This is a genomic window from Bradyrhizobium sp. Crot121 (genome assembly GCF_059512385.1).
Genome location: NZ_JCAMOR010000070.1, coordinates 1 through 24,513, shown reverse-complemented (window position 1 = coordinate 24,513; position 24,513 = coordinate 1). Strand labels below are relative to the sequence as shown.

The 24,513-nt window shown below is 61.7% G+C and carries 35 protein-coding genes and 1 pseudogene; 15 read left to right on the top strand and 21 right to left on the bottom strand.

Annotated features, from left to right (window positions below; translation table 11 throughout):
- The first annotated feature begins 1 nt into the window (after position 1).
- Genes AC5ZGW_RS36625 through AC5ZGW_RS36605 form a run of 5 tightly spaced genes read left to right on the top strand, consistent with a single transcriptional unit; the run spans position 2 to position 3,439 of the window.
- Positions 2–232 carry a hypothetical protein gene (locus AC5ZGW_RS36625; protein ID WP_130226971.1) on the top strand — a complete coding sequence of 77 codons (231 nt, stop codon included), beginning with the start codon at positions 2–4 and terminating at the stop codon, positions 230–232.
- Positions 229–1,341 carry a DUF7146 domain-containing protein gene (locus tag AC5ZGW_RS36620; RefSeq protein ID WP_130226972.1) on the top strand — a complete coding sequence of 371 codons (1,113 nt, stop codon included), beginning with the start codon at positions 229–231 and terminating at the stop codon, positions 1,339–1,341. The genes AC5ZGW_RS36625 and AC5ZGW_RS36620 overlap by 4 nt, the downstream gene beginning before the upstream one ends.
- Positions 1,338–1,667 (top strand): TSCPD domain-containing protein, encoded by a 330-nt coding sequence (locus AC5ZGW_RS36615; protein ID WP_130226973.1) that lies wholly within the window; start codon positions 1,338–1,340, stop codon positions 1,665–1,667. Before AC5ZGW_RS36620 ends, AC5ZGW_RS36615 begins: the two co-directional genes overlap by 4 nt.
- Positions 1,651–2,787 (top strand): AAA family ATPase, encoded by a 1,137-nt coding sequence (locus tag AC5ZGW_RS36610; RefSeq protein WP_463327493.1) that lies wholly within the window; start codon positions 1,651–1,653, stop codon positions 2,785–2,787. Before AC5ZGW_RS36615 ends, AC5ZGW_RS36610 begins: the two co-directional genes overlap by 17 nt.
- The gene (locus tag AC5ZGW_RS36605; protein ID WP_496114047.1) at positions 2,750–3,439 is read left to right on the top strand and encodes a hypothetical protein; all 690 of its coding nucleotides are present in this window, start codon (positions 2,750–2,752) and stop codon (positions 3,437–3,439) included. Before AC5ZGW_RS36610 ends, AC5ZGW_RS36605 begins: the two co-directional genes overlap by 38 nt.
- 17 nt (positions 3,440–3,456) lie before the next feature.
- On the opposite strand, the gene AC5ZGW_RS36600 is transcribed toward AC5ZGW_RS36605, so the two are convergent.
- The 18 genes and pseudogenes from AC5ZGW_RS36600 to AC5ZGW_RS36515 form a co-directional block, all read right to left on the bottom strand.
- Positions 3,457–3,738, bottom strand: coding sequence for a DUF6874 family protein (locus tag AC5ZGW_RS36600; protein WP_130226977.1), 282 nt, complete (start codon positions 3,736–3,738; stop codon positions 3,457–3,459).
- Between the two features lies 1 nt (position 3,739).
- Positions 3,740–4,897: a DUF932 domain-containing protein gene (locus tag AC5ZGW_RS36595; RefSeq protein ID WP_130226978.1), complete on the bottom strand. Its 1,158-nt coding sequence runs from the start codon at positions 4,895–4,897 to the stop codon at positions 3,740–3,742.
- Positions 4,898–5,179: 282 nt separating this feature from the next.
- A complete protein-coding gene (locus tag AC5ZGW_RS36590; RefSeq protein ID WP_130226979.1) occupies positions 5,180–5,623 on the bottom strand; it encodes a hypothetical protein in 444 nt (147 codons plus the stop codon).
- Positions 5,624–5,716: 93 nt separating this feature from the next.
- Positions 5,717–5,956 carry a hypothetical protein gene (locus AC5ZGW_RS36585; protein ID WP_130226980.1) on the bottom strand — a complete coding sequence of 80 codons (240 nt, stop codon included), beginning with the start codon at positions 5,954–5,956 and terminating at the stop codon, positions 5,717–5,719.
- A 307-nt stretch (positions 5,957–6,263) separates the two neighbouring features.
- Positions 6,264–6,470, bottom strand: coding sequence for a hypothetical protein (locus AC5ZGW_RS36580; protein WP_130226981.1), 207 nt, complete (start codon positions 6,468–6,470; stop codon positions 6,264–6,266).
- 27 nt (positions 6,471–6,497) lie between these two features.
- Entirely contained in the window at positions 6,498–6,728 is a 231-nt protein-coding gene (locus tag AC5ZGW_RS36575; RefSeq protein WP_130226982.1) for a DUF5983 family protein, read from the bottom strand.
- A gap of 104 nt (positions 6,729–6,832) precedes the next feature.
- Entirely contained in the window at positions 6,833–7,903 is a 1,071-nt protein-coding gene (locus AC5ZGW_RS36570; RefSeq protein ID WP_130226983.1) for a hypothetical protein, read from the bottom strand.
- A 12-nt stretch (positions 7,904–7,915) separates the two neighbouring features.
- Positions 7,916–9,472, bottom strand: a complete 1,557-nt coding sequence (locus AC5ZGW_RS36565; protein ID WP_130226984.1) for a hypothetical protein — start codon at positions 9,470–9,472, stop codon at positions 7,916–7,918.
- Between the two features lie 51 nt (positions 9,473–9,523).
- Complete coding sequence (locus tag AC5ZGW_RS36560) at positions 9,524–10,456, bottom strand: hypothetical protein (RefSeq protein ID WP_130226985.1); 933 nt, start codon at positions 10,454–10,456, stop codon at positions 9,524–9,526.
- Positions 10,457–10,555: 99 nt separating this feature from the next.
- On the bottom strand, positions 10,556–10,600 hold the full coding sequence (locus AC5ZGW_RS36555) for a hypothetical protein (RefSeq protein WP_496114046.1): 45 nt from the start codon (positions 10,598–10,600) through the stop codon (positions 10,556–10,558).
- Between the two features lie 89 nt (positions 10,601–10,689).
- A pseudogene (locus tag AC5ZGW_RS36550) lies at positions 10,690–10,926 on the bottom strand (DUF6876 family protein); the annotation flags it as partial.
- Between the two features lie 30 nt (positions 10,927–10,956).
- Positions 10,957–11,262, bottom strand: a complete 306-nt coding sequence (locus tag AC5ZGW_RS36545) for a hypothetical protein (protein WP_130226987.1) — start codon at positions 11,260–11,262, stop codon at positions 10,957–10,959.
- Positions 11,263–11,401: 139 nt separating this feature from the next.
- Positions 11,402–11,629 carry a hypothetical protein gene (locus AC5ZGW_RS36540; protein ID WP_130226988.1) on the bottom strand — a complete coding sequence of 76 codons (228 nt, stop codon included), beginning with the start codon at positions 11,627–11,629 and terminating at the stop codon, positions 11,402–11,404.
- Positions 11,626–11,958: a hypothetical protein gene (locus AC5ZGW_RS36535; protein ID WP_130226989.1), complete on the bottom strand. Its 333-nt coding sequence runs from the start codon at positions 11,956–11,958 to the stop codon at positions 11,626–11,628. Before AC5ZGW_RS36535 ends, AC5ZGW_RS36540 begins: the two co-directional genes overlap by 4 nt.
- A gap of 65 nt (positions 11,959–12,023) precedes the next feature.
- Entirely contained in the window at positions 12,024–12,239 is a 216-nt protein-coding gene (locus tag AC5ZGW_RS36530; protein ID WP_130226990.1) for a hypothetical protein, read from the bottom strand.
- A gap of 228 nt (positions 12,240–12,467) precedes the next feature.
- Entirely contained in the window at positions 12,468–12,851 is a 384-nt protein-coding gene (locus AC5ZGW_RS36525; protein WP_130226991.1) for a hypothetical protein, read from the bottom strand.
- A gap of 8 nt (positions 12,852–12,859) precedes the next feature.
- The gene (locus tag AC5ZGW_RS36520) at positions 12,860–13,159 is read right to left on the bottom strand and encodes a hypothetical protein (protein WP_130226992.1); all 300 of its coding nucleotides are present in this window, start codon (positions 13,157–13,159) and stop codon (positions 12,860–12,862) included.
- 45 nt (positions 13,160–13,204) lie between these two features.
- Positions 13,205–13,387 (bottom strand): hypothetical protein, encoded by a 183-nt coding sequence (locus tag AC5ZGW_RS36515; protein WP_130226993.1) that lies wholly within the window; start codon positions 13,385–13,387, stop codon positions 13,205–13,207.
- Between the two features lie 841 nt (positions 13,388–14,228).
- Here AC5ZGW_RS36515 and AC5ZGW_RS36510 point away from each other — a divergent pair.
- The 6 genes from AC5ZGW_RS36510 to AC5ZGW_RS36485 all read left to right on the top strand — a co-directional run bounded on the left by AC5ZGW_RS36510 (position 14,229) and on the right by AC5ZGW_RS36485 (position 17,633).
- Entirely contained in the window at positions 14,229–14,642 is a 414-nt protein-coding gene (locus tag AC5ZGW_RS36510; protein WP_130226994.1) for an SET domain-containing protein, read from the top strand.
- Positions 14,643–14,893: 251 nt separating this feature from the next.
- Positions 14,894–15,556, top strand: coding sequence for a phosphoadenosine phosphosulfate reductase domain-containing protein (locus AC5ZGW_RS36505; protein WP_130226995.1), 663 nt, complete (start codon positions 14,894–14,896; stop codon positions 15,554–15,556).
- On the top strand, positions 15,546–16,253 hold the full coding sequence (locus tag AC5ZGW_RS36500) for a ParB N-terminal domain-containing protein (RefSeq protein WP_130226996.1): 708 nt from the start codon (positions 15,546–15,548) through the stop codon (positions 16,251–16,253). Before AC5ZGW_RS36505 ends, AC5ZGW_RS36500 begins: the two co-directional genes overlap by 11 nt.
- The gene (locus tag AC5ZGW_RS36495; protein ID WP_130226997.1) at positions 16,238–16,474 is read left to right on the top strand and encodes a hypothetical protein; all 237 of its coding nucleotides are present in this window, start codon (positions 16,238–16,240) and stop codon (positions 16,472–16,474) included. The genes AC5ZGW_RS36500 and AC5ZGW_RS36495 overlap by 16 nt, the downstream gene beginning before the upstream one ends.
- 314 nt (positions 16,475–16,788) lie before the next feature.
- On the top strand, positions 16,789–17,151 hold the full coding sequence (locus tag AC5ZGW_RS36490; protein ID WP_130226998.1) for a hypothetical protein: 363 nt from the start codon (positions 16,789–16,791) through the stop codon (positions 17,149–17,151).
- A gap of 62 nt (positions 17,152–17,213) precedes the next feature.
- Positions 17,214–17,633, top strand: a complete 420-nt coding sequence (locus tag AC5ZGW_RS36485; protein ID WP_130226999.1) for a hypothetical protein — start codon at positions 17,214–17,216, stop codon at positions 17,631–17,633.
- On the opposite strand, the gene AC5ZGW_RS36480 is transcribed toward AC5ZGW_RS36485, so the two are convergent.
- The 3 genes from AC5ZGW_RS36480 to AC5ZGW_RS36470 all read right to left on the bottom strand — a co-directional run bounded on the left by AC5ZGW_RS36480 (position 17,596) and on the right by AC5ZGW_RS36470 (position 19,076).
- Positions 17,596–18,054 (bottom strand): hypothetical protein, encoded by a 459-nt coding sequence (locus tag AC5ZGW_RS36480; protein WP_130227000.1) that lies wholly within the window; start codon positions 18,052–18,054, stop codon positions 17,596–17,598. The two genes, AC5ZGW_RS36485 and AC5ZGW_RS36480, sit on opposite strands and share 38 nt — an antisense overlap.
- 92 nt (positions 18,055–18,146) lie before the next feature.
- Positions 18,147–18,509: a helix-turn-helix domain-containing protein gene (locus AC5ZGW_RS36475; RefSeq protein ID WP_130227001.1), complete on the bottom strand. Its 363-nt coding sequence runs from the start codon at positions 18,507–18,509 to the stop codon at positions 18,147–18,149.
- A gap of 327 nt (positions 18,510–18,836) precedes the next feature.
- Positions 18,837–19,076 carry a DUF6894 family protein gene (locus AC5ZGW_RS36470; RefSeq protein WP_130227002.1) on the bottom strand — a complete coding sequence of 80 codons (240 nt, stop codon included), beginning with the start codon at positions 19,074–19,076 and terminating at the stop codon, positions 18,837–18,839.
- Between the two features lie 295 nt (positions 19,077–19,371).
- On the opposite strand from AC5ZGW_RS36470, the gene AC5ZGW_RS36465 reads away from it, so the two are divergent.
- From AC5ZGW_RS36465 to AC5ZGW_RS36450, 4 genes are all read left to right on the top strand, one after another.
- Positions 19,372–19,809, top strand: coding sequence for a hypothetical protein (locus AC5ZGW_RS36465; RefSeq protein ID WP_130227003.1), 438 nt, complete (start codon positions 19,372–19,374; stop codon positions 19,807–19,809).
- On the top strand, positions 19,802–21,235 hold the full coding sequence (locus tag AC5ZGW_RS36460; protein ID WP_130227004.1) for a PBSX family phage terminase large subunit: 1,434 nt from the start codon (positions 19,802–19,804) through the stop codon (positions 21,233–21,235). Before AC5ZGW_RS36465 ends, AC5ZGW_RS36460 begins: the two co-directional genes overlap by 8 nt.
- On the top strand, positions 21,235–22,623 hold the full coding sequence (locus AC5ZGW_RS36455) for a DUF4055 domain-containing protein (protein WP_130227005.1): 1,389 nt from the start codon (positions 21,235–21,237) through the stop codon (positions 22,621–22,623). Before AC5ZGW_RS36460 ends, AC5ZGW_RS36455 begins: the two co-directional genes overlap by 1 nt.
- A gap of 579 nt (positions 22,624–23,202) precedes the next feature.
- Positions 23,203–24,165, top strand: a complete 963-nt coding sequence (locus AC5ZGW_RS36450; protein WP_130227006.1) for an alpha/beta hydrolase family protein — start codon at positions 23,203–23,205, stop codon at positions 24,163–24,165.
- Positions 24,166–24,513: the final 348 nt, after the last annotated feature.

Below are 24,513 nucleotides of genomic sequence, written 5' to 3'. Positions count from 1 at the left end.
TGTGCGCCTTACCTGCTGCGTGCCGTACTGCAAGCGCACCACCGATCGACCGTTCGATGAATGGTTGTGCGGCAAGCACTGGCCGCTGGTCGACAAGAAGGCGCGTCGCGTCTACGGGCGCCGGGCCAGGGTCTGGCGTCGCTACCACCGGCACAGTGACGGCGAAGCCGCGTGCCGGCTGTGGCGGTGGATCAAGCGGCAGGCCATCGAACGTGCGGCGGGAATCTCATGACACGCGACCAATTCGACCGGATCGACATCGAGAACGCCAAGGCGCGCGAGCGATTGAGCGATGTGTTCGAGAAGCTTGGGATCAAGGTGAAGGGCAAGATGTGTCTGTGCCCGTTTCACATCGAAAAGACGCCCAGCTGCAAGGTCGATGATCGCAAGGGCCGTTATGAGTGCTTCGCCTGCGGCGAGTGGGGCGACCATTTCGATATCCTGCAGCACATGCGCGGGCTCTCGTTCGTCGAGGCGGTCGAGGAACTTGGCGGCGTCCGTCCAGCTACGCCAGAGGAGCGCAGGAAGATTGAGGAGCGTCAGGTCGAGATCGAGAAGGAGGATGCGGAGGAAGCCAAGCGCAAGGCGTCCAGGGTCCAGCAACTGGTGGCGGACGCGCAGGACTGGCGCGAGACCCTGGTCGAGCAGTATCTGGCGAACCGCGGTATCGTGCTTGGTGGCGGCTTCGGCCTTGACCTGAAATTTGCGCCCAGGCTCGGCTATTACGGGTTTGCCGATGCGCAGGCCGAGGAGATCAAGCTGCTCGGCGAGTATCCGGCGATGCTCGGCAAGATCCGCGACGAGCGCGGCGCCGTCATCGGGGTCCATCGTACCTATCTCGATCCTGCCGGCGTCAAGCTCGCCCCTCCCGGCGACGCCAAGCGCAACAAGGCCAAGAAAATCACCGGGGACATGCGCGGTGGCCTGATCTGGCTGACGCGCGCTTCGGTCCATCTGGGAATGGGGGAGGGTATCGAGACCACGTTCTCGTGGTATCTGCTCGGCGGCGGCGAGGCGATCGGCTGGGACGCGGAGGCGACCTCGCTGGCGGCCGGAGTGTCGGTGTCGAACATTTCGGGCCGCTGCACCGGGCGCATCCGTCATCCGCGCAATCCGGCCAAGACCATCCCGAACGGAATCCCAGACCTGAACCAGCCTGGAATCGTGCTGCCCAAGACGGTTCACAGCGTTGCCTTGCTGGGCGATGGCGACAGCGACGAATGGGCGACGCGCCAGTGCCTGGTCGCCGGCGGCAACCGCTTCAAGCATCAGGGAGTCGATGTGTTCGTTTCGATGGCCGATGCCGGCGTCGACTTCAACGACATGCTGGTGAGGCCATGAGAAAACCGTTGCCGAACCGCCGCGCCTCGGAGACCTTTTCATTCCGCTTCCAGAACCTGGACTACACCGTCACCATGGGTTTTTACGATGACCTCGTCACTATCGGCGAGCTGTTCATCAACGGCGCCAAATCCGGGGCGCAGGTCGAGGCGATTGCGCGCGACGGCGCGATCCTGGCGAGCCTTGCGATCCAGCACGGCGTTCCGCTTGAGACGATTTCACATGCCGTCACACGTGACGGCCGCGGCGAGCCACAGACCATCGTCGGCGCGATCATCGACGGCCTGATTTCCGAAAAGCAGCAGGACGATGAACGCACTGCCTAACGTCACCTCGTTCGCGGCCTTCGCCAAGGAAACCTCGGCGATGGTGAGCCCGCCGCCGTTTGGGGCGATGTGGTTTTCGCAAGCAGTCAAGGACCTGCCGCCGCAGAAGTGGCTGATCGACCGGATCATGCCGGAGGATGCGCTGGTGATCCTGCATGGGCCGCATGGGGTGGCCAAGACCTTTGTTTCGCTCGACATGGACATCAGGATCGCGATTGGCGAGGACTGGCGCGGCCATCGGGTCTCGAAGGGCGGGGTGGTTTACGTCGCGGCCGAGGGCCGGGCGGGACTGCGCAAGCGGCTGAAGGCCTGGAGCGATCACTATGGTGATCCCGGCAACATCCCGTTTGTGCTGATGACCGAGCGCGTCAATCTCCTGGACGAGGACGAGGTCAAGCACTTCATTGAGACCATCAAGCGCGTCAATGCGCGGATGGAGATGATGGGCACCCCGTTGCGCAAGATCACCTTCGACACGCTGGCGCGCTGCATGCCGCGCGGCAACGAGAACAGCCACGAGCACATGGGGGCGCTGGTCGACAACGTCGATCGGATCAGGCGCTCGGTCGGCTCGGTGACGGCGATGTTCTGTCACCATTCCGGCAAGGATCAGACGCGGGGGCCGCGCGGCCATACCGGCGTGCCTGCGGCGGCCGACACCATGATCGAACTGTCAAAGGATGGCAGCCGGCTGATCACCGCCAAGGTCTCCAAGCAGAAGGACGAGGAGGACTCGGCCAAGATCCATTTCCGTCTCAAGCGGCTGGTGATCGGAAAAAATCAGTGGGGCGAGGACGCGACCTCGTGTGTTGCGATCGAGGGCGAGAGCGACAGCTACACGCACCGGGACAAGCCGACGATCCGCGGCCCGGCGAAGATCGCCTACGATATTCTGACGCAGTGCGTCCTCGACTACGGCAAGGACGCTCCAACCACCAGCGTGCCGCGCGGCTGCAAGGCGGTGGGTTGGCGGCAATGGCGCGAGGCCTGCTTCCGGTTGGGCCTGACGATGACGGAGGACGAACATGCAAAAAACAAGGCCTTCATTAATGCAGCCCGACACCTCAAAGAGAAGCAATGGATTGGCGTCTCCGACCCCTGGGTGTGGCAGGCTCGCTGAGGTGTGGACCGCCGAGCATGTCCTGATGCGGTTTCTGGAGGCGGCCGATACTGACCGCCGCTTGCCGCGGGTGCATGGCCCGAAGCCACCGCGCTCGGCGAAGCTCGAGATTTTGCACGACAGCGATTTCGATGCGAACTCGCAGGAGGGCACCCGCGACAAGGCGGCATGGGCCGGCTTCAAGCTGCGCACCCCGCCGACGGGATGGGCGATCTCGCGACACGACGAATGCCTGAACTGGTCTTTGATCCTTGACCCGAAGCTGTCATCGGCGCTTTGGTTGTTCTGTTTCGCCCGTGTGGATGGGCGCGCGGCGCAAAAATACTGGAAGCGTGGCGGCATCTCGAATCGAACGGGATACCGGCGTTTGGAGCAGGGAATTCGGGCGCTGGTCGGCTATCTCACTAACAACGACGTTTTGTTAGTGCCGGCGGACCTTGACCGTTTGGCACAGATTGGGCTTACTCCACGCCATCCCGATGCAGCGTCGCCCATTGCGTCCTCGCCGAGCTGGCGGGCTCCTGACGCTGTCTATGGCGATACGATCCCCGACGAGGTGGTGACCGCTGGCGGCATCCGGCTCGCCGCGATCCCGTATCCGACACGGCGCTCGAAGCGCATCAAGCGGCGCAAGAAAAATCCCCGGCACTAAGGCCGGGGATTTCGTTGTCATGTGCTGGTGTCAGCGAAACGCGGCATGAAGCACCCCGTCAGCTTGCCGGTGTCGCGGTCGATGTGCCGTCGAATGCCGTAGATGTCATGAGCGAAGTTCGACAAATCGGCATCCAGCAGATCGCGTAGGAGGAGCGGACAGCCGTTGGCGTGCGCCGCGGTGATGTCCATCACGAGCGGCATCATCGTCAGCTCGGGTTCGAGTTCACGCCTCGCGCGTTTGGCGATCTCGACGATCAGGTCATGATCGGCGAGGGAGACTTTGAAGGACGCCACCATGTCAAGCCACCTTGTCGAGGATGCGCTTGGCCTCAAGCTCAAGCTCTAGTCGGTCGTCGGTGTTGGCCTCGTTGCGGGCAACGGCTGTGATGCCCTGAGCGAGATCCCAGGCGGTGCGGGCCTTGCGGCCTTCCTCGCGCTCGACAGCCTCCATCACTGCTTCGGCCTTCTTGATCGAGAACCTGCGCTCTTTGAGGAAGGCTTTCATATCGTCATCGTCCGAGGCGAGCTTCGCCGCCTTGGCCTTCTCGACGCCATCCTTGAGCTTCTGCACCGAGCCGTCGGCAAACGAGCGAAGCGCGGGCAGGGCGGTCTGAAGGAAGCGGTCGGGCGCCATCTTGGTGTGGCGGATGACGAACTCCTCGAAACCCTCGACGCCCCACATGATGCGGTTGCAGCAGACGGCGCGAAGATAGAACGTGCAAATCTTGCACGCCCGCGCGCCGACCTCCGAGTTCTGGACGTAGAAGCCGCGAAACACGATGTCGTCGTGGCCGTTTTTGGTCTTGCCGATCACGATCGGGTTGAGGTCGTCGACCAGAAAGATGAACACGTCGCGGTCCGAGGCATAGAGCGTGGTGGAATCGATCGTCACACGTGCCCGCGGATCGTAGATGCCGGTGCGCCAGTCCAGCGTGCCGGGAATCTTCCAGCGCTGTTCGCCGGTGCCGTCACCGGCCACCTGCATCACCGCTTGCACCACCTCCAAATCTGGGATGCGGCCGTAATCCGGGCCGGTCACTGCGCGCAATTCGTGCGGTGTGGCGTAGGTCTTGATGCCATCGACCTTGCGGTTGTAGCGCAGGCCCCAGTTCAGGTTGTCGGCGACCAGCTGCGCCGGCAGCGTCTTGAGATAGGCGCCGGGCGCGGCGGCGAGGTTGGCGATCTGGGCGAACGTCCAGTTCGACAGGGCGAGTTCGAGGTCGTCGTGCAGCACGACGCCGAGCGAGTGGCGGTCGGCCGGGTCCTCGTTGGCGATGATGCCGATGGCTTTCGGGGCCAGGCGTTCCTCGCTCGACGATTCAAAGCGGCCTTTGACCGATTTGAGCAGGTCCGAGAGGTTCAGGTATCGCTCGTCGGCGGGTCTCGCCATCCACTGGCGGGACAGGTCCATGCGGCTTTCGCCGGCGAACACGTTCGGCTTCCAAGGTGCATTCATTGCTTCGTCCTTCCTCTTTGCGCCATTGGCGCGGGTTTTGGGGCGGCAACCCCGTGTGGATGCTAGGCGGGATATTTCCGCCCGGCAAGATAACTTTTTTAGAATTTTAAGATACCCTGCAGGGTAGCAAGGGCTGGAACAGGTTCCGAAATAGCCTGATTTAATGGCCAATTGCCCGGCCTTGCGGGTTCAGGGAGTGGCCTTCCGCTGACTCTTGGCTACTCAGGGTCTGGGAGGAAATAACCACACAGGCGCCCGCCGTAGCGGGCGCCCAGGGTGGGCTTACAGGAAGTCGTGCAGGCAACCCACCGTCTCATACTCGGCCTCCTCGCCTTCATCGATGGCGGCTTGGAGGGCGGCCGAGGTGAAGACCTCGTCGCGCCAGATGTGCAGGGCGGCCGGGAAATGTGGGCCGGTGATCTGCATGTGGCGGTGACAGCCTTCTGGCGATTCGCAGACGCACAGCAGCAGCAGGGTCTTGGTTTGATCCTCCTGCTTAAGCTCCGCAATCCCCTCGCGCGTGACGCGATTGGTGCCGCGATTGCCGAGCCGGTCGCCGCGCCACTCGTAAGCCTCGCCAAGGAGGGCTTCGAGTTGACGACGGCCGAACCCGCTTTTCGCGCGCATCGTCCCGCCACGCACATCGATTACGCGCGCTCCCAGTCTGGATGCGATCAGTTGCAGCCGGGCCGGGGTGAGCGCGTGATAGCCAATCGTGTAGATCATTCGCTTTTCCTATCGACGGGAGACCCCGCCTTCGAAATGATCCCGTCGAGGGGCGGGGGCAAGCCGCCCCCGCACGATCGTCAGGGGCTTGGTTCAGGCCGTGAACCTGATCTTTCTCAATCGGTCGTCATCGTGGATGTAGAGCGTGGCGTGGCCGTCGTTCCAGCGGATGATGGCGTGGCCGTTTTCCTTGGCGAACCGCCTCGCTGCGGCCTGACCGTTGCGCAGGCCGATTTCCCGGCCTGTCCTGCGCCACTCGATGGAAGTACGGCAATAGATGTTGCTCTCCCTGACGTGGTTGAGCGTCACGCCGGCGATGTTGAATGTTTGCATGTGTTGGTTCCTCTTTGAGTTGCCACCTGGCATGGGTGGGGTGCGAAGCGCACCGTGAATGGGCGGCCCGGCAAGACCGCCCATCTGCGTTACGCTCCGACGATCTTGAGGACGACGTAGGCCGCCTTTGCCTCGCCGCTGAACACCGAGCCCTGAGCGGTGTCGATGGCCTCCATCAAGGTCTCGTCCGAGACTTCATCGCACAATGCGCGCGCTTCATCGGCGGAGCACTGTACGATCTGGGACTCGAGTGCAGAAGCGCACCGTGACGCCGCCCGGAGGCGACGCTGCGCTGCGTTTCAGATCGTCAATTCTTGACGCAGAAGTTGCCCGATGCGGTCCAGCCAGATGGGCAGGACCCGGATCGCGGCACCGCCGGCCGCGACTTTGAACTCGTCGGCGTGCAGCAGCCGCCGGAGGCGTGATAGCCGGTCGGGCAGCTCGAACTGGTGGTGGACCGAGGCACCGGCAGCGCCTCGGCGAGGATTATGAGGACGATGGCAAGGGTTGGCATGGTTCTTTCCTTTCTCGGTTGATAGCTTCACCAGTCGTACTGCGGCAGCGCCTCGATCGGCGGGACATCACGATCGAGAATGAGCCAGTCGCAATCATGCTGGTGGGCGAGGCGCATGCGGACGACGAGATCGTCAGGCCACAAGCCCGGTGCCTGGTCGGCGAGCCGGACCATCTCCAGGCCGCCGAGCAACAACTCGATCTCGCGGTCAGTGGGTCTGGTAGGAACCGGGTTCCGCTGGTAAATGTTGCTGGTCACCGTGAGTCTTCGTCCTTCCTCTTTGCGACCAAGGTCGCGGTGACAATGGCTGGTTACCCAGTCATGGCCACGGGGCGGCAACCCCGTGGCCGATTGGTTTCGTCTTAGATGTTCAGGGTGCCGAGGCGGTCGTAGATTTCCCGCATCAGGCTGTTCTCGTCATAGCCACAATCGCGCAGGATGTCGGTGACGGCATCGGCGTTGCGCTCGACGATGGTCTCCATGTCCGGGATGCGGTGACCCGCGTCCCAGATATCGTCCACATCGTCGTCGTCATGGAGTGCGGACCATCCACCCTTGTCCAACTTGGTGACCGCGGTGCCTTTATTATAGGAATAGCTCTTATAGCCGCCGCGGTAGTAGGACGAGCCATACAGGCCATCGTCCATCCACGACCAGTCGTCCGGATCGACATCGCCCGCCTTGCGCTCGAACACCAGCTTGCTCTGGTCGAGCCTGATCAAGGCATCGCGCATCTCGGCCATGAACTCGGCGTCCAGCGTTTCCTTTGACGAGTGTTGGTCGTAATAGCCGACGCACAGATTGGTGCATTCGCCGACGATGCCGGTGTAGTTGGCGCTGTCGGTGAAGGTGCCGCCGTCACTCTTGGCCAGGTGCTCGATCCCGAGGCCCGAAATCAGCGAGTCCGCGAACGCGCCCGAGCAGCATCTGGCGCCGCCCTGATGGGTGATGACATCGTGCCGGCCCTTGCGGTCGAGCGCGATCACGCACTTGATCTGCTCGAACAGTTCCGGGGTGCGCTTGGCGATGTAGCTCGAACCGGTGCCGCCAACCTCCTCCTCGCGGTGGAAGATGTAGAGTCCGGGCACCTTGGCCCGGATCAGCTCGCACATCAGCCAGACACCGGAGGTGTCATCGGCGCCCAAGCAGTTCGACTGCGACAGCATCGGCAGCTTCATCATGTAGTCGGTGGTGATGGTGACGCGCTGCTTGCCGCCACTCTTATGCACGGTGTCGGTGTGGCTGGAAAAGCAGACCGGGCCGTCGCCGATCTTGAGGATGTAGTTGCCGTAAGCATCCGCCTTCGCCCCCAAAGGGCGGATGAAGCGGTTGATGAACTTTTTCTCGCTGCGCGAGCCCGCAGGCCTTGCGTAAGTGAGCATTTCGCACAGCGTCTTAAGGTCGGCTTCGGTCTTGGTGCCTTCGAATGTCATGGTGATGTTTCCTTAAGTGTGTTCAGCGGAAGCTTCCGCGGTTGCAGGCAAGAGTTCAGCGGACGCGCCGCAGCTGCGGCACGTTTCGTCTTGGTTGGGGTGTTGGTGATTGAGCGGGAAATTCTCCCCGCATTCGGTGCAGGCAAAGCCGTAGCGGTCGAAATATTTCTGCGACCACACCTGGCCATTGGCCATATCCACCCGTTCCTCGTTCGGGTAGCGTCGGCCGGTCATGTCGCAGGTGAAGCCATTCTCGCGGAAGTTGGCGATGTACCATCTCTCGCCATTGGCCATCTCGACAGCGTCCTCGTTGTAGTAGTGCTCGCTGTCGAAGTCGCAGGTGAAGCAGTGGCTGTCGAAGTACCGCTCCGACACGACCTGGCCATTGCTCAGGGTGTAGCTGATTTCGCGGTCATTGCTGTGCCAGCGGCCATAACCCTCGCAATAGAAGCCGTAGTTATCGCGGCAATGCTCGCACCATCGGCCTTCGTTTATGACGGAGCGAAGATCGTCGTCGTCGTCGAACCAGTCGCCACAGCGGTCGCACTGGTAGCCATCATCGTCCTCCTCCTCGTCGAAGGCGACGCTATACTCGACCGGCGAGCCGTAGCCATTGAGGTTGCAGCCTCTGAACATCTTCGGCTGCGAGCCATCATCGTAAATGATCTCAAGATGGCTTCCGCGATCGACGGCCGCGAGCGAACCCATGCCGGACTCCGTCCCCTTGTCGAGGTACGGCAACACCATGGTGTTCATGGACTCGTCGAAATGCCGAACGAGTCTGGCGCCGATCGGGTCGCCGAACTCGTAGCCTTGGGCGGCCAGCAGTTCGCGCATCCGGTAATAGTCCCCGTACACGCGGCTGTGGGTCTTGTTCTTCGGAAAGACCAGTGTCCGCCCGGTGACGTGGCCGTCATGCTGGATGTAGGCGACCTTGAGATCGCCGGCCGCATATACCCGCACTGGATGGAACGGGCTGCTGAAACTGCCACCACGTCCCCAGCCCTGGGTGCGCCGATAGTCCTCGTTCGACATGCAGGAATGGGGACCGTTGCGGTACACCTCCTCGATCTCGTCAGCGGTCTCGGCGAACAGCAGGACATTCTCCTCGTAGCGCGCCGCAAACTCGCTGGCGATTTTGGCGATCTGTTCTTTGGTGAGAATGCCGGCAAAGAATCGGGTCAGATATTTGCCGGCCTTCATCCGCGTCTGCGTGTCGGTTGCACCACGCTGCTCCGACTCCGTGAACGCGATCTTGCCCGGTTGGTCGGTCGACACATGAGCGAAGTGGTCCCGGTGGAAGTCGACGTTGTCGCGCCACCAGCGTTCATTGATCCACGGCAGCGGCTCATAGCTGCCGTCGTCGAACCGAGCCTGCTCGCGCGCCCGCCAGTTGGTGTCGGTCTTGATCCGACGCGGCTGGTATTTCTTGCCAGTGGTGGACGACAGGATCTGCGCCCGGTTGGCAGCTGCGCGGCCGTTCGGGAATTCGATCGGCAGCAGAGTGGTTTCGTCCAGCACCGGGGCGAACACGCCCGGTGAGACCATTTCAACCAAGTGAAATGTCATCGCTTGTCCTCTTTGCTTTTGGGATTGCCCCCGGCAAGGGGCGGTGGGTGTTCAGTAGTAGCGGCCGACGTAGACCTTGTAGCTGCCCATTCTCGCCCGCCTCTTGGTGCTCTTGGCCGATGCCCAGCCGTAAGAGCCGTCCTCGTACAGCGGCTCCATCGAGATGGCGAAGTCGATGTACGGCATGACCTCCAGTTCGAGGAAACGCGCGCCGTCGAACTCCTTGCCGCTGTCAGCGGCGCGGTAGCCGGCGCGAGTCAGCATCGAGCGCAGCAACATGTGCTCCTCGCCATAGACGGAGGTGAACACCTTGCGCTCCGGCCAGCAGATCGAGCGGGCGATGATCTCGCCCTCGCGTTCGACATAGGCACAGGCCAGATCGCCGGCGCCATAGGCGCGCACCGGATGTTCTTCGGCATCGCCGTCGCCGCCATATTCGCCCAGGTCCTCGACCGGGCCTGCCATGCACGAATGCGGGCCATGGACGTAGACATGCTCGATCTCGTCCGGTGTCCTGGCCAGCTTGAGCTCGAGACCCAGTTGATCGGCAACGAACAGGTTGGCTATCCGGCTGATCTCGACCGCGCTGACGTAGTCGGACAGGTATCTCTGCAGATAGGTGCCGACCTTCATCTGGGTTTGGATGTCCTGCTCACCCTTTTCGGCACTTTCGGTGAAGGCAATCTTGCTTTCGTCCTTCTTCGAGATATGCAGGTAGTGATCGCGCGGGATGTACATGCCCCACCAAGCGCTGGTGAAGAACGGCTTCTGGTATTCACCGCGATCGAAGCGATCCTGCTCGCGGGAACGCCAGTTCAGGTCGGGCACTTTGCGCGGGATCAGCTTGCGATTGAGTGTCTTGGAAAGCTCGGCGGCGAGTTTCTTGGCCATTGCGCCTTCGGCGATGGTCAATGCCGCCTTGGTGGCAGAGTCAACGAACGGCACGAACTGACCGTGCGCGGTCATTTCCACGATCTGGTACATCTATAGTCCTCTTTGCTTAGATTGGACGCCCTCGGCAAAGGGCGTGGTGCATGGGCGCACCGTCGAGCCGTCGTCGGCAAACGACGGCTCTGCGCTGCGTCAATGTTCGCTAGGAAGCAGGATCACGCCGTCTTCCACCCAGATCTCGATCTGGTCGAGCGGGAAGTCGGTGTAGTGATCTCCTCGAAGTGCAGCAGCCGAGCAGCGCCACCATGCTCCGGCTTGCCGCCGTCATTACAGGTCAGTGCGCCGATGTTGTCCGCGACTTCGAGCTTCCAAACCTGGAATGGTTCGGCCCCGATCTTCGGATCAAGCTGCAACGTCGCGATCTTGTCGAGCAGCCAGTAGGCATTGGCTCTCTCGGCAAGAAACTGGATGCCGTCGGTGTAGAGGACGGTGCGCACCAGCGCGTGGCGAAACCATTGCGAGGTCCCGGTGAACTGGGCAAGGTCAGCGTGGGTGATGGTCATTTCGGTGTTCCTGCTGAAGTGGGGTTTGTTTCAGCGGTGGGCGGCAATCAGGCCCCAGTCGCCGAAGAACACGGCCTCGCCATTGCTGATGACTTCGACGAGATCATCCTTCCACCGCATGGTGAGCGAACGGTCGTCCCAGATGTCCCATCCGGTGAGCTGTTGGGCGGCCAGCATCGCGGCCCTGTTGGCGAAGTAGACGTTGATCGGGCTTCCATACGTCTGATGGATTCCGATCACCTCTTTCAACACTGGCCCGCGCGATCCCCAGTCGTTCATGTCCTCGTCGACCGATTTGCGGCCGTGGTGAAGATAAAGGTCGAAGTTCGTTGTCATCCTTGTTTCCTTTTCTGGATGATAGCCTCGGCAAGCGAGGCGATGAGTTGGTGCGGGAGTGAGAGATGGCGGCTGCGCTTGGCGCGGCTCACTAGTTTGCGCAGGGTTTTGCTGTGCTTCCTGCGAAGCTCCGCCGCGGTCATAGCGCTGTGCTCCAGATCTGATCGAGGATATCGCCACCGCTCTTGCTAAGCGGGATCGGCAGATGGCCGGGTGCGAAGCAGAGCAGGTCGGGCTCAACATCGGGCAGCGGAAACGACGGGTGGTAGAGCACCCAGGCGGAAATCACCTTGTCGAAGGCCACGACGCGCGGCGCTTCGGCATTGCCGTCACGGATCGCGTGGCGGGCGTTGCGGTATGTCCTCATGCCTGGCTCCGCGCGGCTGCAACGATCTCGGCGATCTTGCGCGAGTTCGCCTCGGCCAGCCTCTGCTGGTCGGCGTCGTGGGCGCGAGCAACGGCCATCTTGGCATTGATGTATTGCGACGGGCTGCGGTCCAACTCGCCTATGCGGCAGATGTGCGCCGGTTGGTGGACCATGAGGCGAAACGCATCGTCACACGTGATCGAGGCGGTGCCGGCAAATTCTGGTGAGTTGCGGATTTCGTCGGACGCGCGCAGCAGAGCGTGGACGATGGCGGTGGGATTGACTGCGCCAAGCGCGATCGCGATGGCGTCGGAGTGACGTTGACCCATAGAAGGTCTCCTCTTTGCTAGATGCCCTCGGCAAAGGGCGGTTTGGTTTTCGTGGCGGGGGGCGTTCAACTGGCCTTGCGCCAAGCGAGCAGCCGCCGAAGCAGAGGCGGCTTTGCCGCATCGCTTGGTCGTGGCGCGCTGTGCTTGGCGAGTTCGTCGGGGCGCAGCGGCTTGTCGGTGCAGAAATCGCCGATGCCGTCGCAGTAGACGAAGTTGCACAGCCTCGTCGGGTTGACGATCGGGCAGTCGCAGTTCGGATAGCGGCACGCTTTATCGGGCATGCTTCAACTCCTGTTGGTTGGGTGATGGCTACAAAGAGGCGGCGTCGCCGCAAAAAGGCGGTCGATTGGGCCGCGGAGTATCGCAAGCGCAGGGCGCGGTATCACAGCCCCGAGCAGCGAATGCGCAACCGGCAGCGCAAGGCGGCACGCCGCCGGCTGGAACGATTGGGAAAGGTGAGGAAGGGCGATGGACGCGAAGTCCATCATGTGGGCGCGCCGCGCCGTGGCTCACTCAAGGCGGTGAGAACGAAGGTGGTGTCGCGGCCAACGAACCGCCGCATTCAACCGATGCGGCGGCGAAGCTAGGTCAGGCTCGCGGCGGAAGCGCATGACGCCGTGCCTGTCCGGCCGGTCGCTCTCCCGTTTGAATCCGAAGCTCTCGTAATAGACATGCAGACGCTCCACCGAGCTCCAAAGCACGATGGTTGCGCCGGCGCGATCGGCGAGGTGGCATACTTCCGACAGGGCAACGGCTCCGCTGCCCTTGGTCCGGCTCCAGTTGCGAAAGTTCTGGAACAACCAGTAGGATCCTTGCCACTCAATGTCCCACTGGACCTTGAGGTCGCGGAAGTGACGCTGACGCATGTCGTAGAACGCCTTCATCAGCTGCATGTGATTCATCAGAAGTTCTCCCACAGGTAGCTGATCGCTTCGGCGAGGTTCTTGAACGTCTCGCGGCGGCCGCCGCGCAGGTCGCCTTTGTGGGCAAGCACGATCTCGGCTACGCCGGCCTTGTCGGACAGCGAGCAGAGCAGGGTGCCGTTCTTGTAGATGGCGCGGACGTGCCATCCAGTCGCGGTCTTGCCGCCGGACACGCTGCGCAGCGTGGCGCCGGTCGCGGTTTTGAAGTTGACCTTGGCGTGGTAGGGGCGAAGTTGCACGGTGATCGTGCCGAGCGAAACGCGCTCGTTGTGGATCATGGGTGTCCTCTTTGCTGGGAATGACCGCCGGCAAGCGGCCGTGAGCTAGTTCTTGGGCTTGAGATGATCTGGCAGCCGGTCGTGCTTGGCCAGGAATTCGGCCGTCATCTCATCGAAGAGTGCGGCGCGTTCCTGATCCGGGGCACCGCGGGCTTTTGCCTCGGCCAACGCCTTGCGCAGTTGCGCCAGGAATTGCTTCAGGTCTGCTTCTGTCATCGGTGGTGCCATCGTTTGCTCCTTTCTTTTTGATGGGCTTCTGCCTGATCCGCAATGCAGCTGCCTCGCGGGCGGCCTGTTGAATACGAACGGTCTCGATGCGCAGCGCCTCGAACCGTGCGGCGCGGCGCAGCCGGGCAAAACCGGGGCCGTTGGTCATTTGCTGTTCCTGTTGGGTTGGGTTGACATGGGACGTATCCCTTTGCGCCTCGCTACCGAGGCGGGCGCAGAAGGCTAAGTCCCTCCGCAAATCTCCTTCATCCCATCGGTCCGTGCTCAGCGCATCGCCGCGTCGAGGAGCAAGGTGGCCCGTTGATCGGTACGCACGTGTAGGCTGCGCCCCGGCCCGTAATGAGGGGTCGGGGTCGCGACGTTGCGAAAATGGGAATGAGAGATTTGGTGCTTAGCGTTGCAGAATCGGTTGGATTGCGGTTCGCGACTTGATGTCCTTCCCATCACTCCGGCTCTAATGTGACCGGATGCGCTATTATGGAAACCGCCGAAATGCCGTCAGGCGTGCGGGAGACTATGTGGGGGTGTCATCTTTTGCGGGGTGCGAGACCGGAAAATAGAAGGCCCTGTCGGTCTGAGTTGAATGCACTCGCCGCGATCGTACTAGGATTCGGTTGTCAAACAGCCCGGCCATTCGGCCTTGTTTTTACCCAGTGACTCCTGCGCCCGACGCCTCCGGCCCTATGGGGAGGAAATCGACTGGAGAAGGAGGATTATAGGGTAAAAATCCCCCTATGGAAAGTGGATTTATCCCCCTGTGAATAAAGGGTTTTTCTGTCCCTTCCGGTTGTGGGCCGGAACGGCGGTTGTGTTTCGGAAAATCCGAAAGGGAGCTGATTCGATGGGAAAGGCGGTACCGTACCGCGTGGCGCGGTCGGAAACGGGGCTTGGCCTGTTCGCGACGCGTAGAATCGAAAAGGGCGAAAAGATCGTGGAATATAGCGGCTCACGCATCCCGTACCCGTCCAAAATCCAGAACCGCTATCTGATGGAAGTCTCATCCCGGACCTCGATTGACGGCTCGGTCCGAAGCAACGTCGGCCGCTACGTCAACCATTCGTGCCGACCGAACTGCCGGCCGGTGATGAACACCAGGGGACGCGTCTACTTCTTCGCCCTGAGGTCCATCCCCGCCGGGGAGGAAATAACCTTCGATTACGGGCGCGAGTATCTCGAGGACTATTTCGCCGGTGGCCGCAAGTGCCGCTGTGCCGCCTGCGCAAGATCAAGAGGCCGTAAACGGTCCGGTCGATGAAGGCCGCGGCAAGCGCACCCATTAAGTGCTCTTGCCGGGGCCTTCGGCAGCGACGACCCCAGATAACTCGGGCCGACGGCGCGGCTCCGCCGAGATCGGTCCGGGGCAACCTTCCCCATATGGAGGACTGACAATGGCCCGAAAGGTCACGCGAAAGACGCGGAAGGCCGCGACGCGAAAGACGACGCGGAAATCCCGAGGTGCCCGCAAGGCGGCCCGCAGGACAGGCGGCGGCGGCTAGGGTGGACTGATTGTCCATCATCGATGAGGCATTGAACGATCTGAGCAAGGCCCGTTCAATCTCAGCTAAAGCCCTCGTCGCTTATTCCGGCGGCAAGGACAGCCTGGTGGTCACAGACCTGGCGGTCCGCTCCTTCGAGAGCGTCGAGGGCTTTTTCATGTACCTCGTGCCGGGGCTCGAATGCGTCGAGCGTCAGCTGGAGGAGGGGCGCAAGTGGTTCGGGATCAAGATCCGTCTGTACCCGCACTGGATCGCGGCGAAGTACGTCCGCGAGGGTGTCTACTGCAATGACTGGCACGGCAACAACGACCTGCCGGAATGGAAACTCAACGACATCTATGCGCTGGCGATGCAGGAGGCCAAGATCCCCTTCATCCTGACCGGCGCCAAGCGGGCCGACAGCGGATGGCGCCGCCGCTTCATGACGACGAACTACAAGGAGGCCGTCCGCAACCCGATCGCCGGCTGGCACAAATACGACGTGCTTGCCTACTTGCGGGCGCGCCACATCCCCGAGCCGCCATCGAGCGGCAAGAGCGCGACCGGCATCGATCTGTCGACGCCCTCGCTGTTGTGGCTGCACGACACCTATCCCGATGACTTCAAGCGGCTGTGCGAATATTTCCCGTTCGCCGAGGCCGTGGTTTGGCGGCGCAAATTTTATGGCATCTGACAAGCAGGCGGTCGCCGATCTGAAATCCCGCGGGTTTCAATCCTTCACGATGGTCAAGGTCCATCGCTCGCGGATCAAGAATGCGCCGTACAACCCGCGCACCCTCGGCGAGGCCGAGAAGCGCAAGCTGAAATCGGTCCTGAAGAAACACGGTCTGGTGGCGCCGCTGACGTGGAATGTGCGTACCGGCAACATGGTCGGCGGCCATCAGCGCCTGTCGCAACTCGACAGCTTGATGGGCACCTCCGACTATGAACTCGATGTCGCCCAGATCGACGTCGACGACACCCGCGAGAAGGAAATCAACATCGCCCTGAACAACCCGAATGCACAGGGTGACTGGGATCTGGAGCAGCTGAACACGCTCCTGAAAGTACCGGGCCTGGACTTTGCCGGCGCAGGCTTCGACCACGCCGACGTGTTTCGGATGTTCGGCGACAGCGTGGTCGAGGCGCGCGACGATCCGCTGGACGAACTGGCTGCCAAGGTGCGCGAGGCGAGGGAGCTTTACGGCTCGATCTCCGAGCGCTCGGCTGGTCGCGACAACGACAATTTCTTCATCGTCGTGGTGTTTCGCGACGAGGCGCAGCTGACCGGCTTTCTCCAGCGGGCCAAGTTGCCGGACAACCGCTACCAGTCCGGAGAGGAGATCATGCGGCTGTGCAACATGGTGGATGACGAATGGACGTGCCGTTGAGGACCAATTTTCATTCGCCGAAGAGCTTCGATCGCGAGGCGATCAAGCGTTACGGGTTTCACGATCAGGGCATCGTTGTGGTCTCGATCCACGATCCGCGCCTGACCTGGGACCAGCGGGAAATCCTCAAAGCCATCGGCGAGAAGCTGTTCGGGAACCTTTCCGAACACAAGCACCGCACGGCGCGGGCGCGAGGAGGAAATATCCACTTTTTTACTTGACGAAAGGGAAATCTTCAAGGCATGCTGTCCCTCGACGGCGGCTCTGCTTGCACCCCCAAACGCCCCCCCCTTTGTGAGTGGGGTTGCCGTCGCACTCTTTAGCCTTTGCCGAGGCGATTGATGCGACATCGTTGGTCTGACCCTGTTCGCCTTCTGTATTCCAGTCATCGCATGTGCCAGCGCTGCGCTTTGGTGCGGGTGACGCACAAGGAAGGCGTCGAGGTCTGGATCGAGTGGCGTAAGGCTGACGGCAGCAAATCGACCGAGACCAAGACTCCTCCCTGCGAGGACGTGGATGCGATGTTGGAGGTTGCATGAACCGCGTCCGCTTCATCCGCGTCACGTCCGACAAGTTCACCGCCTATTTCCAGACCGATGGCGTCATCACGCGCGCCTCCAAGGTCTTGGGCTTCATGGTCGGCTGGGAGGACGCCAAGGCGCGCAGCGTCATCAAGCGCAGTGGCTGGAAGGCCAGCCAGATCATCACCTCCGAGGGCAAGCAGGAAGCGATCGAGGCGCTTGATCTGGCCTCGCCGCCGTCAGCTGCACTCGAAGAGCATATCTGCCACTGCGGCAAGCGCGCATCGTTCGGTTACGGCGTTCGCCTGCGCAAGGGCAAGATCGGCACCTGGAACTGCTTCGAGCACCGTCCGGCCGATCAGTGCGCCGCGGCTTGACGTTTTAGGTGGATCGCAACCAGCCGCCCTTTGGGGCCGCCGTTCCGAAGACGAGCCGACCCATGAAATCGCAGTCCCGATGGACGGATGGCGACACGGCACTGGCCCCGCAGCTGCTGGCCGATGCCTCCGAGGATGAATTTCAGGCCAAGCTTGGCCGCACCCTTGCGGCGGCGAAATCGCGCCTCGAATATCTCGCACGCCTCGACACCCGCGCCGAGCGCCCTCGCGAGCGGCAGATCAGGATCGAGTCGCAGCAGGGTACAAAGCCGCGGGTGACCCCGCAGATGCTCGAGGCCGAATTGCGCCGGCGGGCCGCGCAGCGGCGCTCGTTGACGGACCTTTTGTGCGGCGCCGCCCGGCTATTCGGCTCTCGACATCAGTGCTGGCGAAAAGCGCTGCACCGTTTGACCTCCCGGCGGTGCGGCGCATCTTCTATCATCGCTATTGGACCAAAGTCGCAATCGTCAGGTCCGCAATGACGTGCCACGCGGCGAAAATCGTCACCGATGGCACAGAGGTCATCCTTCGCTTCCATGCGCGAAGGTCGTACAACTTTCGCTGCTGCTCCCGGATAAATGGCGCAAGCGCGCTGTAGCTGATCTCGGCCTGCAGGCGCCGCAGCTGCCGCAGGCTTCCCAAGACGCCGGCGCGCAGGCGCTGATAGCGCTCCTCGACCGGCAGTGAATTGAACCACAAAAAGTGCTGGATCGCTGCGAATTCGGCGGTCTTGCTGTTGTTGGTTGGGATTACTTGACGGTACTCTGCGCCGTCCTTCGTGCCATCAAGGCGTCCTTGGCCAGGTTTTGCCGGCCATATGTTCTCGGTCATCGCGTAACGTCCATATCGCAGCCCTAACCAAGGCAAACTTGCGGTCAGGTTGCGGTTTTGTTGGGATCGCATGTTACGCGAATCAAGGTTGGTGGGAGCAAGAATCCACCTGTCCAAAATGGACACTTTGCTGGTGGAATTTCCTTCCTCCCGAGAGGGAGGGTTCAGAGGTCGGCGGAAAACCGCTTCATTGCCTTGATGGAGCCGTCAATCCATTTGCGCCGGTCCTTGTCGACGATCCGATCGCTCAGGTCATAGTTTTTGTCGCGCCGCTGGACGAACTCGCATTGCTCCAGGATGGCGAGTTTGCGCAGCACGGTGGTGCGTGGCAGCCCGAGGAACAGCGCGATCTTGTGCGGTGTCATCAGCTTGTTCTCGACGTGACCGATGGTCACGGCGCACGCGACCAGTACAGCCTCGACGTCGTCGAGCCGCCCCTGCGATTGAGGAAAGATGTGCTCATGCATGAGTTTTACGAGCGTGATGAGCAGATAGGTGATGTTGAGTCCGGTTTTTTGGCCAGGCACCTATAGGTGGCTCTCCCTTCGAAGGTGATTACGTCCCAGCGCTACTGATAGTTCCCGGTTCCAAGGGGAGGGCGCCATGCCGTTCAAGCGCATCAAGCGCGGCAAGGGCAGGGGTAAGTGTCGCTCGCCGTCGGGCTGCTTTTTTCTGCCGCGCTGGTGCGCGTTTATTATGCAACCGGGGGCTTCAAACGTCCCGTGCGCAGAAAACGACGATGACGGTGATACTTTCGTCGTAACTGCGCGCTGGCGCGATGATGGCTGCTATGCAAGTTCGCCGCGCCCATTGAGCGGCCGTGGCCGATGGCGCGTCAGCACCTGACCATCATGTTACCGCACCGTGAGGTGTTCGATCTCGAAGCGGAGTTTGACAACTAGGACTGGACCGATGTCGTCACGCACCTCGATTGCTAGGTTCCGGACCTCAGCACCCGGTAGTACGTCTTTGGCAAGGTCCGCCATTGCCTCGGACGCCGCGTGCTTCACTTGATCGAACGTTCCGATCTCCAGCCCGACTTCGTCGCGAATGAAGGTCGCATCGTCTCGGGTGTCGAAGTAATAGCGGGGCATGAGGCAGCCTTATTCCGTTATCCAGTCCAAGCCTGCTCGCCACCATCGCACCCGTGTCGCCCAGTTTGGGTCTCAGGAATCTGTGCAGCAGTTTAGAGCACTTGCGGGCTTGGGCAACTGGTCCGGCTTGTTGACGCGTCGAACGCCAATGGCGGTTTCGGCACTCCAATACCCCAAGCGCGCTCTCCGACAGGCGCGTCAAGATGATGGGCGACTGCAGCGGAGAGGCGGTCTTCTGAAATAGCGCTCCAATGGACGCGCGAACCTTGCGGCAATGCCGAGAGGAAGTTTGACAATGGCGACAAAAACTACGGTGCGGAACCCAAAGGGAAATCCGTCCGGCAAAGGCGGAAAGGAGCAGCGCTATACCGTCGATGAGGTCGAGCGCGCCTTGCGGAATTCGCTTGGCAACGTCTCGATCGCCGCGACCGTGCTCAAATGCGAGCGGCAGACGATCTACGAGTACATGGAGCGGTATCCCGATCGCCTGCGCCCCATCCGCGGTCAGTGCCGCGCCGACATCGCCGACATCGCAGAAGGTCATCTGCTGGTGGCGGTACGCAGCGGCAAGGAATGGGCGGTCAGCCAGGCGCTGCGGCTGTACGGCAAGTACATCGATGTCGGCGAGAGCCTGGACATCACTTCCGACGGCGCGCCGATCGTGCAGTCGGCGCCGGCCGTGACCTTCAACGTCAGCTTCGTCAAGTCGCGCTTCAAGAAAGAGGATGCTTAACGTTGCGCCGCCAGTTCCTGCATCGCCCATTGCGATCGAACTGGAGACCTCGGAGTGCTTCGAGGACATCTTCTTCAAGAAGTCCCGCTACAAGGGGCTGTATGGTGGCCGCGGTAGCGGCAAGTCGTGGGGCTTTGCCGACGCACTGATCCTGCGCGGCACTGCCGGCAAGAAGGTCCTGGTCAAGGACCCCAGGACCGGACAGATGGTCGAGGGCGGGCGGGGCCTTCGTATCCTGTGCGGCCGCGAAATCCAGAACTCGATCGACGAATCCGTCAAGCAGGTGATCGAGGACCGCATCGCCCATCATGGGCTGGGCTGGTTCTATCGGGTCACCAAGACCGCCATCGTCGGCCTCAACGGCACGCGCTTCACCTTCTCGGGCCTGTTTCGCAACGTCTCCAAGATCAAGTCGAAGGAAGCCATCGACGTCTTCTATTGCGACGAGGCGCAGGATCTGTCGCAGGACTCGCTCGACAAGCTGATCCCGACCATTCGTCAGCCCGGCTCCGAACTCTGGTTCGCATGGAACCCGGAGAGCGAGAACGATCCGATCGACCAGCTGCTGCGCAGCACCGAGGCGCCGGAGCCCGATCCGGAGTTGATGCAGGGCTATGACGAGTGGCAGATCGTCAAGCGCGTCAACTGGTACGACAACGACTTCTTCCCCGATGTGCTTCGGGTGGAGATGGAGAACGACCGCCGGCGCGACGTCGACAAATATCTCCATGTCTGGCTTGGCCAGTACCGCAAGGTCACCGAGGCGCGGGTGTTCAAGAATGTGCGCCTGGGCACGCGGGAGGAGTTCGCGCAGTTCTGCGAGCCGAACCAGTTCATCGACGGCAAGATCAGGATCGAGCGCTACTACTTTGGCGGTGACTTCGGCTTCGCCCAGGATCCGGCCTGCCTGATCCGCATGTTCATCCATGGCCGGACGCTCTACGTCGACCGCGAGGTCTACAAGACCGGGGTCGACATCGACCACCTGCCGCTGTTCTTCGGTGGTGTCCACGACAGCGACCTGATGCGGCTCAACCGTGAGGTCGCCGATAAAGCCTTGGCGATCGGCTATCAGGGCGTGCCGCGGTGCCGGGAATACCGGATCACGCTGGACTCGGCCCGGCCGGACACCATCAGCTATCTGCAGCGCCACGGCTTTCCCAAGGCCGTCGGCGCCAAGAAGGGCGCAGGCAGCGTCGAGGACGGCATCGAGTTTCTAAAGAGCTACGACATCGTCATCTCGGAGGACTGTCCGCACACCTTCAACGAGTTCGTCAGCTACTCCTACAAGATCGACAAGAAAACCAATGAAGTCCTCCCGGTCCTGCTTGACGAGGACAATCACGCCATCGACTCGGCCAGGTACGGCCTTGAGGAGACGCGCAGGGCGCAAGGCGGCTGGACCACCTCCAAAGGAATGTCTTGATGGCTGTGGACGCCAAACATCCAGAGTATGTCGAGCACTACCCGGACTGGGTGACGATGCGCGACTGCCAGGGCGGCGAGCGCACGGTCAAGGCCGAAGGCACCCGCTATCTGCCGATGCCCTCTGGCTTCAAGCTGCAGGAGGACCAGGGCCGGGAGATGTACGGCGCGTATATGATGCGTGCCCAGTATCCGGAAATCCTCGCCCCCACGATCGAGGGCATGGTCGGCATCATCCATCGCATCGAGAGCAAGATCGAGCTGCCGCAGGTGATGACGTATCTGACCGAGAAAGCCACCCGCGATGGGCTGTCCCTGGAGGCGCTGCACAAGTCGATCACCCGCGAAGTGCTGCTGATGGGCCGCTACACCCTGCTTGCGGATGCGCCGAAGCAGGAGGAGGGCGGCGGTGAGCCGTATCTGGCCGGCTATACCGCCGAGAGTCTGATCAACTGGTCGAAGGACCGCGATTTCTACGTGCTCGAAGAAGCGCGCTATGTGCGTACCGACTACAACTGGGAGAAGAAGAACTTCTATCGCGTGCTGCGGCTCGAAGACGGCCACTACACCAGCCAGGAATCGGTGGTCGAGGGCGGCCAGGAACTGCAGAGCGTGGTGATCCCGCAGGCGCAGGGCGGCCAGCCGTTCGCGGAAATTCCATTGGTGGTGATCGGCGCGCGCAACCTGTCGGTCAATATCGACGATCCGCCCTGCATCGGCGTGGCGCGCTCGTCACTGGCGATCTATCGTCTCGATGCCGACTATCGCCATCAGTTGTTCATGAGCGGACAGGAGACGCTGTTCACGGTCGGCCTCGACGTCGCCTCGCTGCCCAAGGTATTGGGCGCCGGCGTCACCGTGGCGCTGCCCGAGAACGGCGATGCCAAATATGTCGGCCCGGCCGGCACCGGCATCGAGGCCCACGAGCGCGCGATTGCAGCCGAGCGCGACAATGCGGTACAGGCGGGCGCACGCATCTTCGATTCTAGCGCCAAGGCCGCGGAGAGCGGCGAAGCCTTGCGCCTGCGCTATGCGGCGCAGACCGCGACCCTCACCAGCGTCGCCATCGCGGTGGCGCAGGGGCTCGAGAAGGCGCTGCGGTACATTGCGACGTTCCTCGGCCAGGACCCTAATCAGGTTGTCGTGACGCCGAACCTCGAATTCATCGACAACGCGCTCAGTCCGACCGACGCAGAAGCCTTGGTGCGGATGTGGCAAGGCCGGGCGATCTCTTACGAGACCATGTACGACAACTTGCAGCGCGGCGGCATTGCCTCGGCCGAGCGCACCGCCGCCGAGGAGCGCGCGGTGATCGATGACGAGGAACCAGAGCCGGTGACGGTCGATCCGCTCGATGATCACAATAAGCAGCCGCAGCCTGCCGCCTGAGCGCCGGCGCGGCAGGATTCCTGATTGCGTGATGCAGCGGCCGTGCCGGCAGAAGTTCCTGAGCGTGCGGCGGTGGTGGCTGTTCTGCATTTCGGCTGGTCCCGCGCGCTATGACAACGGCAGACCGGTGATCTTCTTCCCGTATCCGTTGGGTGAGCGATGAGCGACATGAGACAGACCGCGCCGTATCCGGATAGTGCGGTTGGTCGAGGCGACGACCTATCGGCAGGGCTGGTTCTTCTCGCTCGACGACATCGACTGCGGGCCCCCCGGTTCGTCGCTCATGGGCAGAAGCAGAAATCAGCAGCCGCCAATTCCCCGCGGAAACCGTCGAAAATGACCTGTTGCGCACATCGCCATTCGTCAGGAGACCGATTGCTCTCTCTGGCCCTTGGCGGCCGTTTGCGCGGGCGTAGGGACATGTCCGAAGATGGCATTAGACCGGAAGTCGCTGGCTGAGGCTCAAATCGGCGCTTTTGACCCATCTCTGACATCGCCACGGCGGAAAATGCGCGAAGATTCCGACACAATCCTGTGGTGAGCTGTTGGTTAGCTACATCCGGCAGTTAGGAGGCGTCTTTGGGGCTCAAGACGTGGTTTGCTTATTCCCTGATACTTGGTTGTTTGGCATATCCCGCGCGGGGCGCTGGCATCCAGTTGCTCGAAACTCCAACGCTCGCGGGCGCTATTTGGTATCCATGTGCAGCTAAGCCGCAGCGTGTGCCGCTCGGCGGCCTCGCGGTGCCCCTTGCCAATTCCCTTGAAGGCGTGAAGGATTGTCCTGTCGCTGGCGCGAAGCTGCCTCTGGTGGTCTTCTCCCACGGTCAAGGCGGCTGGTTCGGTCTCCATCATGACACAGCAGAGGCGTTGGCCGACGCCGGCTTTGTCGTCGCTGCCATTAGTCACCCGGGTGACAACGGCAACGACAGCTCGCAGAGCGAAACCCTGTCGAATTGGGCCTCCCGGCCGGCCGATATGGTTCACCTAATCGATTTTATGCTGAAAGATTGGAAGGACCGGGACGTAATCGACTCGTCCAAAATTGGGTTCTTCGGCTTTTCGAAGGGCGGGTACACAGGGCTGGTGCTCGCAGGTGCCACTCTCGATTTCCAGAGGACTGCGTCTTACTGCAAAGACAACTCCCGCTTTTGCGAACAGGTACGGAGCGGCGATGTCCCAAAAAACCTGGCGCGAGACACTCGGATCAAGGCTGCCGTAGTTGCCGATCCTGCACCGACTGTGGCATTCACAAAGAGTACGTTGTCACACATCGATATCCCATTGCAGGTTTGGCGATCTGAATCGGGAGCCACAGATCGGGGTGTTGATCCGCAAGGCGTCGCGCGGGTCCTAGACGCTTTGCCGGACCAACCCGAGGTTCATATCGTGCCAGCTGGCCACTTCGCGTTCCACCCGCCGTGCTCACCGGAGCTTGCCGCCAACCTGCCGCGCTTCTGCACCGATCCGGCGAACTTCGATAGGGCCGCCTTTCACCGCGACTTCGACGCAAGCGTTTTACGATTCTTTCGGGAGCATCTGTGAGCGATGTTAAAATCCACTAAGGCCGCCTAGTCGGCATTCTCGAAAGGACGGCTTCTGGCCCTTCTGAGACCTGCCGACCGCTGTGTCGAATGTCCGCATTCGCGGGCAAAGCGGAAAACATGGGCTCACGCCGAGTTCTTCTCAGTTTGACCCTTCTGCGACATGGACAACTGGATTTACTGTGATGCAAAACCACGCTTCCCTTCAGGAGATACGCCCTTCATCTGGCACGGCCAATGAGATAGGTCGGGCCGTGTTCATCGCGAAGATTTTCTCGAATTCGAGTCGCATATTGCCGTGGCATTCGCACGCCGCGGCCGCGAGCCGCAACCGGTCGATCTCGATTTG